Origin of the sequence: Protofrankia sp. Cr2, assembly GCF_963555885.1 — a bacterium.
Lineage (GTDB): Bacteria > Actinomycetota > Actinomycetes > Frankiales > Frankiaceae > Protofrankia.
Genome location: NZ_CAUVXG010000018.1, coordinates 49,560 through 62,260, shown reverse-complemented (window position 1 = coordinate 62,260; position 12,701 = coordinate 49,560). Strand labels below are relative to the sequence as shown.

Genomic DNA, 12,701 nt, shown 5'->3' with positions numbered 1-12,701 from the left:
GATGCGCCTGCCGTACGGATCTCAAGATCCAATCGGCGGCAAAAGGCCGTCAACACTGTTGACTAAAAATGCCCGGCAACAGGAGCGTGAATCAAGGAGCGGAATGTCGATCGCGCCAGTCATCAAGGGGCACCGTCGTGGGATGTGAACCCGCACCGGATCGCAGGTACCGATACCAGACAAGCGCTGCCGGCCGGGCACGCGGATCGTCGGCGAGGCTTGCCCGTACGAGGTTCACGCCGGTGCGATCCAGCACACCGTCGACGGCGTCCGGCGCGACGTCCGGCGTGACCACTCGGCCGGGCACGAGGATGCGGGCGATGAACAAACCGAGCTTGAACAAATCGGAGCTGATGGACTGCGGCTCGTGCAGTGCCGGCGGGAAGAAGTCCGGCGTATGCCCCTGATCGACGACGGGGGCGCTACCGACCTTGCGCACGGCGTCGCAGTCCACTAAAAGCACATCCGGTGTCGGTCGCAGCCGGTAGAGGACGTTGCGGGCGGAGATGTCACCGAAGACGATGTTCTGCTTATGCAGGTACGCCACGAGAAAGGCCAGCCGCAGGCACAGCCACCAGCGCTGCGCGCGGTTCGGGAACGCCAGGCCGCGTGTGCGTAACTCGGCGGGGCCCACGAACAACGATCGCGCCTCGTTCGGTTGGCGCTCCGGCGGTCCCGGCGGTGTCGCGAACACCTGGAAGAAGGCATCGGGTATGAGTCGCATCACAACCCCGGCCACTCTTGCTCGGGCGGGAGCGTCTGCATTGTCGACCACGATCGCAAGCGGCCAGGTCAGGTGGGTGTCAAACCACAGTCGCTGCTCTGCCGGCACAGCCAGCCGCAATGCGATGATGTTGGCCAGACCCTGCGGCGGTACCCGCCCGACGACGGAGTGATATTCCTTGTAGACGAGCGGCACCGCCACGCCGGGAAGATCGAAGTCAGGCAGCCGATAAATGCGTGCCTGGCCTCCTCTGGCCAACTGCTCGACCCGGCCGAGTCGTTCCCGCGCGACGGCGGCATCCTGCCATCTCATGACATACGCTCAGAATCCGCTGTCCGGATCGATCCAGGTCTCGGGCGGATCGACGATGACCGTGTCAAGTGCGTGAACGTCGGTCTCATCGATCACAACCATCTCCTGGTGGCCCGAGGCCACGACGCTCCGCACGATGATCTCAGTCAGGTTCTTTATCGCACTTTCCGGGCTGGCCAGCCTGCTTTGTATGAACAATGGCACTGTCGGGGCCGGATGCGCCAGCGCTCGCATGATATCGGGATTCGAGTCGGCGACGGCACAGGGAATGATGTTCGGCGTGCTCTGGCACTCCCGCAGCAGAGCGGCGAATGCCGCCTCCCACGCGCCGGGGGGGTCGTCGAAGGGTTCGCCGTCGCTGAGAAAGAACACGCCGGGTCGGCCCACGGCGAAACCGTCGGCCTCCAGTTGGCGGCAGTCGCGGTCGACGGTGGCCCGCAACAGATTGAAGGCGGGCGCATATCGGGTGCCGTCATCGCGGCACGCCAGGAGGGGCAGCGTCGCCGTATTGAGAAGATCGCACAGTGGAAGCACCGTGCGGCTGCCGCCGGCAAAATCGATCACACCCACCCGAACCCGCGCAGCGGCGACCGAATCGTGAGCCAGCGCCTCCCCAATCCGTCGCAGAATGAGATTCGCCGTGTTCAGCCGTGGCCCGTCCATCGACTGCGAGACGTCTACGACGAGGTAGAAAGGAATCAAGGTGGTTCGACCGTACACAGGCTACCTCCTTCTACCGATCTCGTGTGACCGGTCAGGCCGACACCGTGCTATCGGGTGGCGGGCTATCGGGTCGCGAGCAGAACGACTATCAATACAAGAACCACCAGAGCCCCGACGACGAGAAGAACATCGGGGACCTTGGCACCGGGGGTGCCGGCAGGGCTGGCGGCGGGGCTCGACAGCAGCGGAAACGGATCGAAACGCCCCGAGCCGGCCCGCCTGCACCAGGGGCATTCCGACAGATGCCCACTGTAGGTGTGGCCCGGCCGGTGTTGGCACGTCCGCACGTCGTCCCAGGCGAGGTCGAGCGCCTCGGCCCATTCCTGCGCGGCCGGACGCGTCCCGGCCGTGCCGTGCCCGGATCCGAACGTCTGGCGGGCCAGCGCGGCGACCGGTGGCGGAAGCACACCGGGCTCGATGGCCTCGGCCGGGACCTCGACCTCACTGGGCGCCGTCAGGACGGTGATGCCGTACTGGATGTTGGTTTCCGGTGACGGGTCGACGTCCAGCGCCCGGACCGGAATGCCGTGAAACGGATGGTCACCGCACAGCAGCAGTTGGCATACGAGCACGGCGAGGGTGAACCGGTCCGTCTCGACGCTCTTGGGACCCGCAAGCTCCGGCAGCAGCTCGGGCGCAGCGTATTCCGGGGTGACGGTGTGGCAGGCGAAAACCTCTCCGTCGAAGGAGAACTGCAGCGAATCGCAGTCGAGAAAGCTGATCAACCCGTCCGCTCGAACATGGATGTTGGATGGCGCGAGATCGCCCACCACAATTTCCTGATCATGCAGGATCGCGACCAGCTGGGCCAGATTACTGGCCACCCCCAGCAGGAATTTCCAGTCCTTGTCCGGGAATGCGGTCAGCCGGGTGCGGTGCTCAAGGAATGTACTCAGCGGATGATGATCGGAACGGCGCATGACATAACCAAGAACCGCCCCGGTGGAATCGCGGGCGACATCCTGCGGCCACACCAGCCCCGGATGGCCGGAGGCGGGCTCGACGAACTGCGACGCGCGGAAGGCCCGCAGCATGTACTCAAGCCGGCGGCTACGCTCGGTGTCGGGCTCCCGGTAGATCTTCGCGGCCTGCCGGGAATCGGCATCCACGGCGTAGACGATCGACTCGGTTCCGCTGCCGAGAACGGTCGAGCAGGTCAGCCTGCGTCCGTTCACAAAAATCTCGGTCACGGACACAGGACGGCCACCACCAGTGTCGTGTCATCCTGAGTCACATCGGTGACCGCCTCCCGTAACAGCAGCTGGACGAGGCCGGAGGCATCGAAGTGATCGTCGTCAAGCAGGCTGAGCACGGTGTCGATGACGGGCTCCCTGGCCACCGCCAGCCGGCCGTCGGAGTCGCGTCGCAGTGCGACCGGAATCAGACCGTCGGTCGATACGAACACACCAGTGATCCACGGGTCGTAGACGGCATGCACCCGCACAGCCCGGCTCGTGTCCGAGGTGAGGAAGGCCGTCTGGCTGGCATGCTCGGCGTCGGCGGTTCCGGCGTCGAGCAGATGCAGATTGGTCTGTCCCCCGTCCCCGGTGCGGATGACGATGAAACCGTCCCCGATACTCAGGTAGCCGATGACGGGATGCGCAAGCACGACGACCGTCAACGTCGTCGCGAACTCGCCGACATGCGCCGCGCCGGCGACCGCGGTGACGACCCGATGGAACTCGGTGACGATGTCCTCATGTACCGCGGCCAGCAGCTGGCGCAGGTCGGGCGCGTTCGCGGGCCGACCGCTGGTGTGGATCCGGTCGCGCACGAGACGGGTCGCGATGGCGACCGCGAGCCGGGAGCCCTCAGCTGATCGTGGTGCCGATCCGGCGCCGTCGGCCACCGCCAGGACATGGACGTCGGGCAGAGGCTCCCGGCTGTACAGGGCAAGATGGGCGAACGAATCCTCGCACCATCGCCCTTCCCGCACGTGTGAATATCCCTGGACGCTGGCTCCCCGGACCCGCCAGCGGTAGGGCCGGACGCGGCCCTCGTTTCGTCCCCTGGGTGCGGGTTGTGGGCGGGCGGTCACGCCTGCCTCGGTTGGTAGCCACGCAGCTTGTAGTTGGGATCCTCCACGCTTCGGTCCAGTTGCAGGAGGATGTCACTGAAATCAAACCGCCCGTAGATCATATTTCGCTCCGGCGCGAACTCACGCAGGGTTTCCTGGCCCTGGTCGTCAATGGGCGGAATGCCGATCGCGAAGAGCGCGAGTTTCTGAGCTGCCTCCAGCCCGCGGATCTCGCTCGCCAGTGGACGCCAGTCCGTCGTCGGTTTCCCCTCGTCATCGGTTGGCCTGCCATCGGTGACGAGCCAGACAAGTGGCCGCTTCCAGGTCACCTTTTCCTGGGCGAGCTGCCGCTTGCGCGCTTCGATGACCGAGATGCTGAGCCGGACCGCCTCGACCAGCGGTGTCACGCCGTCGGCGATCAATGTCGGTGGCCGAAAACCGTCGGCGGGTACGAACGGCGTCCGGTCGCTACGCGGATCGAAGCTCTCGTCGCCGCGCCACTTGCGTACTCCCCCGGCACCGAAAGTGATGAGCGCGAACTCGGTGGTCGCCGCCATCTTCTCGCCACCGTGCATGCTGCGCGCCCAACCGGCGAGCGCGTCGTTGAGTCTTCCGATCGCCTCGCCGCGCATGGAATAGGAGGTGTCCATGCACAGGACCACAAGTACCCGATGGCTCGGCCGGGGAATAGGGATGCTACCGATGACGTCCCGCGGCTGGCGGCGGTCCGTCGCCCGGTCGGGGCTGCTGCGCGGAGCCATTGTCTGATTCGTCCCCGTTTCCAGTTCCTTCTCGTACACCCGGCGGACCCAGGTGGCTCTATCGCCGGACGCCGGAGTGATCCTGTGGCGGCCACGCCTGCAGTCCGTCCACCTCGTCCATCCTCAACTGCACCTGTGCACCTACGCGAGGTCGGGGCGATCCAGGACCTCCCATCCATGTTGCCCGGTAAAGTCCGCCGTCGACCGCAACGTAACCCTGCGGGTCAAAGGCGGAATGCACCGTGCCGACCGGGCCGAGCGCCACATTCGGCGGCGCGACCGGAGAAACCGGTCGTTGTTCGGTCCGCTCCCTGTTCGCGCCGCTCGCGGATTGATCCCCGGCATCGACATCGCGTCGCCGCCCGCGCAGCCAAACCAGCAGCCGGCGTCTACGCAGGACCACGGCGCTGATCGCGATAATCACAGCCGCAATCAGCGCATAAGCCCACGTCGACAGTATCGGTCGGTCCTGAGTCGCTGAAGCCGGGTCGGCGAGACTACCCAGCATTTCCACCCGGGACCCCTGCCCAGGTCTGGCGGCCAGAAGGAACAGGTCGCCGTTGGTCGCATACATCCCCGAGGCGCTTTCCTGGTCGGTACCCTTCGCCCTCGCCTGACAGTCTTTCTCGCAGGGAAACTCCCCCGATCCGCGATTCTTCGACAGCGCGGCACGGGCTTCGTCCGTATCGGCAAAGCGGTGGTCGGCGATCGCCAGCAGCAACGAACCGGCCGTCCCGAGATCCGGCGAGTCACCTGGCGCCGACTGGGCCGGCAATGCGATCTCGACCGCGAGCATCGCCCGACGCCTGAAGATCGAATCCAGGTCGGCCAGCTTACCATGGTCATCGGACAGGATGGCCGGGCTAATCACCCGAACGACAACGGCACCACCGGATGCCGGTATGCCTTCGAGTAAGCGGCTCAGGTTTTTTAGTACAGGTTGGTCGACCTTCGCCGGCAGGTCCACGACACGGATCACGAAGGTGCTGCCATCGCTCGATGACGACGTGCCAGCCGGGGTGAGCGCGGATGCCGGCGCAAGACCCCACCGGCCGATGACCGGCCCCAGGAAAAGCCCGGTGACCAGCCCCAGGACGATGACGATCGTCCCCGTCGCAGGTAGCGGCGCACATAATCGAACCGGACGCCGCACAGCAACGCCCGCCGCGTCGGGTACGCGGTGATGATGGCTGCCTCGCAGCAACGAAGCCCCCCGGATGTCTGCTGCTATTGGTGACCCTACCGGTCATTATAGTGATCAGAAAGCAGCATAGGCCCGAGGACGGACACGTCGTCCACGTGACAGCATGGTCGGTGGTGCAGTTGGGCGCACAGTGGGAACGCAGTGGGAACAGACCGCGGCCACGCCCGAAATGTTCCGGACGCGGCCTGTGCAGGATAGTCGTGGTCACGGTCCTGCTCGGTGCTCACTACGACGCCGGCTGTGTACCTGGACGGCTGCCGCGTGCCGTTCCCACCTGGAATCAGATCTCACCCAGGATCTGCCGGCTGCTCCGATCCGCCGAATGCCTGCCGTGAGCCGCCCAGGGGCTCGGCCTGCTCCTCGCCCGCGGCCTCGGTGGTCCGCTGGGCCTCGGCGGTCGACTGCTCGGCCCCGCCCTCGGCCTGCGCCGACTGGCCGACCCCGACTGCGACGCCGACGAGTTCCCGCAGGCGGGCCTCGACGTAGGGCTCGGTGTAATGCGACCTGTCCGCGATCCGCCGCACGAGATCGTTGACGCTGGATGCGGCTTCGATATCAGCGGTGCTGACCTGGACGAACTGGTCGAGAATCTGGTGCCGAATCTCCTGCCAGTTCTGCCGCAGATACTGCTCCACCTGCTGCGCCTGCTGCTGCTCCATTCGATCACCTCCACATCGAACCGTCATTTGCAACCATAAATCTATGTCACCCACACCACGAGTCAACCGGAAATCATGATGGTCTTGTCGCCAAACGCAGAATGATGCAAAAATCCGCAGACGGGATCGATGTCGACCGCGGCACCATTTATCTGGAAAAGCGTTGTTATCAGGCATGTCAGTGGATCACGAAAACGTTCGAACGCATCCCGGTGGATGCCTGAGTTACACTGCTCCCCGGGACAACGCAGACAGAATCCGACGAGCTACCCGACAAAGAGACCTACGCGGTGAAACACAGGGACCTACGCGGTGACATGAAACAGGGCGGCGCGGGTTCGCGCGCCGACCACACCATCGGCCACAAGTCCGTGCCGGCGTTGGTATGCCTTAACCGTACTCGTGGTACGTGGCCCGAACTTCCCGTCCACCGCGACAGGATAGCCACATCCGGTCAGCGCTCGCTGAATCTGGCGCACGCCGGGACGCCCGCGGTGGGTGTAGCCGACCTCCCGCACACGGGGAGCTGCAGCGGCTACCGGTCGCGCCGCCGCCACGCCGGCCGCAGCGGTCCAGCCCGGCCTACTGACCGGCCCGGTAGGGCTACCCGGGCTGGCCGGGGACGCCGGGTAGATGCTCGTCGCACCCTCACCACTTGCGTCGGTGGCGGCTGCCGCGGCCCGCCCGAGGTACAGGCGGTAGGAGCCGTTTGTGTACGTACTCCACGCTCCGATGCCCTGTATGTCGCACACTCGTTTGGCGGCCCGGGCGTTGATGGCCGGATCGAACAGATCTGCCCCGCCGACCCAACCCGCATGCGCCCGCATGTTGATCTGCCATAGTCCGCGGGAATCCTCGCCATTGGAGTTGTGGGCGGTCGCGTTGCCGCCGGACTCAGCCAGCGCGACTGCGACCCAGGTCTCCAATGGCTTCCCGTCGCAGCCGCCGAGTCCCGCTTTCCTGCCGGCACCAGCGATGGAAACGTCGGAAACAGGTGCCCCAGCGAGAGAACCCGCGCTGGGCTCAGTCGCGGTATCGGCGCTGGGCGATGCCGGCGAGCTCGCGCTCGCCGGACCCGCGGTCAGCATCATTCCCGCCGTCGCGCCGATGACGCCGGCGGTTGCGGCCACCGCGCCGCGGTTGTACTGAGACTGCTTTCTGTGCCTTCCCCTGGCCATTATAAAATATCCCACTTCAGTATCGTCGATCGGCTCATGCGCGCCGCGCGGAGGCACCCGTCACAGCCAGGCCGCGGGAATGCCCATCGTGGGGCACGCGGCAGCCCGGCCATGACGGGTCGCAGGCCTGTTACCGGCCCAGCCAGGTCACCCCAGGCGGCCAACGAGATAACTCGAGGAATAAATCTTCTGAAGCCGGACGACGGTTCCGCTGTGGGGAGCGGCCCACATCATGTCGTCCCCGGCGTAGATCGCCACGTGATAGATGTTGCCGGGCTGCCCGAAGAAGATGAGATCACCGGGCTGCTTGGCATCCCGCGATATCTTCTGCGACGCCGCGTACTGGGCGTCGGTCACCCGCGGCACACTCCGGCCGAGCTGTTTGTAGATGTACTGGACAAGCCCGGAACAATCGAAGGCGTTCGGACCCTGTGCGCCCCAGACGTATGGCTTACCCGCCTGCTTCGAGGCCAGATAGACGATCTTCTCACCGAGACCGGCGGTGGCCGAGGAACCGTCCTGCTGCGATGACGTGCCGTCCGGCGGTGCCGAGATGCCGCTTGCCGGAGCCTCCACCGAGCTAGGAGCCTCCACCGCACCAGGAGCCTCCACCGCACCAGGGGCCGACGCCGAGCCGGAACCCGACGCCCAATCGGACGCCGCAGGCGCGCCCCCGGTGTCACCGGCCCAGGTCGACCCGGGGGCAGCGGTGGTAGTGGTGGTAGTGGTCGAGCCGGCCGGGCTGTCAGCCCCGGCGTCGTTCGCCAGTGCCGGGGCCGAGAAAGCGGTCAGGGCGACGGTCCCAGTGGCCGCGGCGGCAACCGCCACACGCGCGGACCGGCGGCGGAAACTGGACCTGGCGATCGGTGCACGGTGGCGACCGCGTCCGGACGGAATCGCGTCAGCCGAATCTGCACACGCCTGATATGCAGGCAACAATGATCCTTCCCGTACGCCTGCGAGGTTAGCTGTCGGGTTCGGGCCGGGAAGCCCGGTCAGCCCGCGGAGATCCGCGGCCGACTTCACCCCGAGGACGGCGCCAGCGCGGCGACGTCCGTCAAGTCCTGGTTCCCCCGCTGCTGCCCTGGTGATTGTGAGAAGGGAACACCGGACCGAGGGCAGAACTCGGCGTCCAGCCCGGTGTTACTGAGAGCCCGGCCACGTTAGCGAACTACACGCTGTGACCGCAAGGGCCATTTTCCGCGAATCTCGGGGCATGTCAACTACTATGCGTATCAATCATCCGGCCGGCCGGTCAGAGAAATCAGATCAACACCGCTGGCAGTGGGTCGAGCACGGCGACAGAATACCGACATGCACTGGCCGCCAGAGCACGCACGGTGATACCGATGAGGAAACAGGCCAATCGACGGGGTACGTCTTGTCTCATCAGGCAGGGGTTCTAGCAGCGGCCCGGGCACCGTCTTTGGTCGAATCCTTACCATCGGCCCCGGCCGGCAACGCGGCGTCGCCGCAAAGGAGTCAGCGATGACGGCTGTACAACAGCTGGTCGAGCATGCGTTAGCGGAGGTCGGCTACGCCGGGGACGGCCGCAATCACACGAAGTACGGTCAGGAGTTCGGCTACGACGGGAATGCATGGTGCGCGATTTTCGTCTGGTGCATGTTCGAGCAGGTCGGGATCAACCTGCCGCTGAAGTCGGCGCACGTGCCCACGATCTGGTCCTGGGCGCGAGCCCATGGCCTGACTATCGCCTCCACCCAGGCTAACCCCGGAGACCAGATCATCTTTGATTGGACGGGCCACGAAACCGCCGCCGGCAATGACACCCACACCGGTCTGGTCGTCGAACGCACCGGCAATAATATTGTCACGGTCGAGGGTAACGTCGGAAACGATCAAGTACTACGCAGAACCTGGCTAGCCGGCGGTATACTCATCGCCGGATGCGTGAACTGGCAATCGATGTTCAGCGGTGGCCCGCGCTTCCCGCTCGCCCCCCAGAACCCGCCGAACCGGTTCGCCTACTTCCCGACGGTCGCGCGCGGGTTCCTCGACCAGGGCGAGTCAGGGGTGTTCCCGGATCTGCGCCACCCGGTCACGACCGCTCAGAACGCGCTCAACATCGCTACGGGCCGGGAGGGCGATAATCGCCTGCTCGCCCCGGACGGCGCCTTCGGCCCGCTGACGGAGACAACGTTCCGTGATTTCCAGGAATTCTGCCGGTTGAACGACCCGGCGGTCGCAGTCACCGGTGTGGTCGACCGGACGACCTGGCGCCTTCTCGACTATTTCCTCGACATCAAAGGCCGTTGAACCGACGCCCACGCGATCTTTCGAGGTTTGTGCGATCGACAAGGACTCTTTCGTCGCACAAACCTCGAAAAATCATCTACCCGGCGGGCGGGTAGCCGGCGGGCGCTGTCCCGGCGGCGGCTACCGCCGTCATGATGCGCTCGAGAGGTTGTCGAGGTGACGGCGGACCACGCGTCGGGCGATCGCCCAGCGGTGGGTCTCCGACGGCCCGTCGTAGATACGGAACGGGCGGACCTCGCGCAGGAAGCGCGAGAGCAGCACATCCCCGGAGATACCGAGGGAACCGCAGATCTGCAGCGAACGGTCGACGACCCGCCAGACGGCCTCGGCGGTGAACGTCTTGGCTACCGCGGTCGACTGAGCCCCGGAACGACCCTGGTCGAGTTCCCAGCATGCCTGCAGGACCAGCCCGCGGGACGCCGCGATATCGATCTCATTGTCCGCGATCATCGCCTGGACCATGCCCAGCTCCGCCAACCGGGAACCGAACAGCTGCCGGTCCGCCGCCCTGGCCACGGCGATGTCCTGGGCCCTGCGGGCGATGCCCAGCCAACGCATGCAGTGGGTCGTGCGCGCCGGGCCGAGACGGACCTGGGCGTAGTCGAACCCCTGGTGCACCTCGCCGAGGATCGCGTCGTGCGGCACCAGACAGCCATCGAACAACATCTCGCAGTGACCGCCGTACAGGCTCTCGTCGAGGGTCTCGACATGGCGGACGACCTTCATGCCGGGGTTGTCCGCGTCGACGAGGAACATCGTCGCTCCACCGCGCTGACCCGGCTCGCCCGATGTGCGAGCCATGCAGATCGCATATGCGGCACCATCCGCGCCGGTGATGAACCACTTACGGCCGTCGATCCGCCAGCCGCCGGGCTCCTGCACGGCGCGCGTGGTCAGAGCGGCCGGATCCGACCCCGCTCCGGGCGCGGGCTCGGTCATCGCGAAGCAGGACCGCACCTCGCCGGTTGCCAACGGCCGCAGGTACCGCTCCTTCTGCTCGGCCGTCGCGATGGCCGCCAGCATGTGCATGTTGCCCTCGTCGGGGGCGGCGATGTTCAGCGCCAGCGGGCCGAACAGCGAATAGCCCGCCGCTTCGAACACGGGAGCGCGTCCGCGCATGTCCAGGCCGTGGCCGCCGAGCTCCGCCGGTACGTGCGGGGCGAAGACCCCCGCGTCCTTCGCCGCCTGCTGTAGCCGCGCCCGCATCGCGTCGCCACCGCGCGCGGCGACGCCTGCGAACGCCTCCTCCTCGGGGACGACGACGCTGCGCACGAACTCGGCAGTGCGTCTGGCGAGTTCACTGACCACCTGGTCATGGCCAAGATCAATGGACACGTGAACCTCCTTCATACCGGCCGCGTCGCCCGGAGGAGACCCGCCGCGGATCTGGCCGAAAATCGTCAGTTTTCCGTCAGCAAAGCAGGCCGGTCGACTCCTGCACAAGGAACAGGCGCCATTGAAGATCAAATCGTGGACGAGGATCGTCAACATTGTTGACTATCATGTGTGCACGCGAACGGCCCGAACCAACCCGCGCTCCGTGCCCAGCGACGGCGGGCCCGGTCGGCCGGATCAGTCCAGGTGGTAGATGCGGGCGGCGTTGTCGTGCAGAATCTTGCGCAGCGCGTCGGCGGGCAGCTCCGCAAACGCCTCCGCGACGAACAGGTCCGGACGGACCGCCGCGCTCGCAGGGCCGGGCGACATGCTCGTCGGGTGTGGGAAGTCGGTCTCGAAGAGGAAGTTGTCGGCTCCGAGAAGTTCGATCGCCTGCCGGGCGGTCTCCCGCTCGAACCAGAAACAGCCGAAGATCTGGCGCTGGAAGTACTCGCTGGGCAGCAGGTCGTATTCGGGGTGTTCGATCGGGACGCCGCAGTTCCTCCACTGCCAGTCCAAAGCGGCGAGGGCGTAGGGGAGCCAGCCGATTCCGCTCTCGACCGAGACGAAATTCAGTCTCGGGAAACGGTGGCAGATCCCGGCGCAGATGACGGTCGCGATGGCGCGGGCGTTGCCCATGAAGAAGGAAACCCCGACCGAGGCGTAGTTCGCGTGGATCCCGTTACCCGGGAAGTTCTTCTCGATCAGGGACAGGTCGCCCGACGCGATGTGGAAGTTCACCGGAACGCCGAGATCCTGGGCGGTCGCCCAGATCGGGTCCCAGTGCGGATCACCGAGCAGCGGCAGACCGAAGAAGTCGGTCTCCTGAGCCATGATCACGCCCCGGTGCCCCATCGCGACTGTTCGTTCGATCTCAGCGACGCTCGCCGCCAGATCCCAGAAGGGCAGCGCCGCCATGGGCAGCAGCCGGGACGGGTCCGCGCTCGCCCAGTCGGTCTGGTAGTCGTTGTACGCCTGGATGCAGGCCACCATCAGTTCGGGGTCCTTGAGTCCGAGGAACCTCCCGGTACCGAACCCCGCCACGTTGGGATACAGCACCTGCGCCCAGATCCCGTACTCGTCCATTTTGCGCAGCCGGTCGGGGGCGTTCCACAGCGCCGGGTCGACGTCGGCGAGGCGCCGGGGATGCTTCGGCGGGAACTCCGCCCAACCGGCCATCGCGCCGCCCGCGGTAGCCGACAGGCGCGCGTCGCCGAAATACCACGCCTCCTCCTGGAGGTCGTCATCCCAGCGGACGTGCGGAACCAGATCACCCCACTTCGCCGTGGAGATCCGCGATGTCCACAGATCAGCGGGTTCGATCACATGGGTATCCGCGTCGATCACCCTGATGCCATCGGTCACTGCCGTCCCGGCCATGGCGCCGCTCCCCTCGAGGTCTTCGGGAGACGCCGGATGTCACGACGCACGTCCCGGCCGCACTCTGATGTGATCTATACCTTATTTCTTAT

12 protein-coding genes and 1 riboswitch are annotated in these 12,701 nt (G+C 66.0%); of the genes, 1 reads left to right on the top strand and 11 read right to left on the bottom strand.

Annotation, left to right across the window (positions count from 1 at the left end; genetic code table 11):
• Window positions 1-91: 91 nt before the first annotated feature.
• The 9 genes from U9978_RS11030 to U9978_RS10990 all read right to left on the bottom strand — a co-directional run bounded on the left by U9978_RS11030 (window position 92) and on the right by U9978_RS10990 (window position 8,172).
• Window positions 92-1,036 (bottom strand): hypothetical protein, encoded by a 945-nt coding sequence (locus U9978_RS11030; protein ID WP_322760996.1) that lies wholly within the window; start codon window positions 1,034-1,036, stop codon window positions 92-94.
• Window positions 1,037-1,045: 9 nt separating this feature from the next.
• The gene (locus U9978_RS11025; protein ID WP_322760995.1) at window positions 1,046-1,756 is read right to left on the bottom strand and encodes a vWA domain-containing protein; all 711 of its coding nucleotides are present in this window, start codon (window positions 1,754-1,756) and stop codon (window positions 1,046-1,048) included.
• A gap of 65 nt (window positions 1,757-1,821) precedes the next feature.
• Window positions 1,822-2,955, bottom strand: coding sequence for a protein kinase domain-containing protein (locus tag U9978_RS11020; RefSeq protein ID WP_322760994.1), 1,134 nt, complete (start codon window positions 2,953-2,955; stop codon window positions 1,822-1,824).
• Window positions 2,946-3,695 carry a protein phosphatase 2C domain-containing protein gene (locus U9978_RS11015; RefSeq protein ID WP_322760993.1) on the bottom strand — a complete coding sequence of 250 codons (750 nt, stop codon included), beginning with the start codon at window positions 3,693-3,695 and terminating at the stop codon, window positions 2,946-2,948. The genes U9978_RS11020 and U9978_RS11015 overlap by 10 nt, the downstream gene beginning before the upstream one ends.
• 98 nt (window positions 3,696-3,793) lie before the next feature.
• Window positions 3,794-4,426 (bottom strand): hypothetical protein, encoded by a 633-nt coding sequence (locus U9978_RS11010; RefSeq protein ID WP_322760992.1) that lies wholly within the window; start codon window positions 4,424-4,426, stop codon window positions 3,794-3,796.
• A 169-nt stretch (window positions 4,427-4,595) separates the two neighbouring features.
• On the bottom strand, window positions 4,596-5,690 hold the full coding sequence (locus tag U9978_RS11005) for a hypothetical protein (RefSeq protein ID WP_322760991.1): 1,095 nt from the start codon (window positions 5,688-5,690) through the stop codon (window positions 4,596-4,598).
• A gap of 338 nt (window positions 5,691-6,028) precedes the next feature.
• Window positions 6,029-6,400 carry a hypothetical protein gene (locus U9978_RS11000; protein WP_322760990.1) on the bottom strand — a complete coding sequence of 124 codons (372 nt, stop codon included), beginning with the start codon at window positions 6,398-6,400 and terminating at the stop codon, window positions 6,029-6,031.
• Window positions 6,401-6,705: 305 nt separating this feature from the next.
• Window positions 6,706-7,578, bottom strand: coding sequence for a peptidoglycan-binding protein (locus tag U9978_RS10995; protein ID WP_322760989.1), 873 nt, complete (start codon window positions 7,576-7,578; stop codon window positions 6,706-6,708).
• A 147-nt stretch (window positions 7,579-7,725) separates the two neighbouring features.
• Window positions 7,726-8,172, bottom strand: a complete 447-nt coding sequence (locus U9978_RS10990; RefSeq protein WP_416210924.1) for a C40 family peptidase — start codon at window positions 8,170-8,172, stop codon at window positions 7,726-7,728.
• A gap of 345 nt (window positions 8,173-8,517) precedes the next feature.
• A riboswitch (cyclic di-AMP (ydaO/yuaA leader) is annotated at window positions 8,518-8,678 on the bottom strand.
• Between the two features lie 388 nt (window positions 8,679-9,066).
• Between U9978_RS10990 and U9978_RS10985 the strand changes: the two genes are divergently transcribed.
• Window positions 9,067-9,855, top strand: a complete 789-nt coding sequence (locus tag U9978_RS10985) for a CHAP domain-containing protein (RefSeq protein WP_322760988.1) — start codon at window positions 9,067-9,069, stop codon at window positions 9,853-9,855.
• Window positions 9,856-9,984: 129 nt separating this feature from the next.
• Here the strand turns inward: U9978_RS10985 and U9978_RS10980 are convergent, their stop codons facing one another.
• On the bottom strand, window positions 9,985-11,190 hold the full coding sequence (locus tag U9978_RS10980) for an acyl-CoA dehydrogenase family protein (RefSeq protein WP_322760987.1): 1,206 nt from the start codon (window positions 11,188-11,190) through the stop codon (window positions 9,985-9,987).
• A 237-nt stretch (window positions 11,191-11,427) separates the two neighbouring features.
• Window positions 11,428-12,609 (bottom strand): amidohydrolase family protein, encoded by a 1,182-nt coding sequence (locus U9978_RS10975; protein WP_322760986.1) that lies wholly within the window; start codon window positions 12,607-12,609, stop codon window positions 11,428-11,430.
• Window positions 12,610-12,701: the final 92 nt, after the last annotated feature.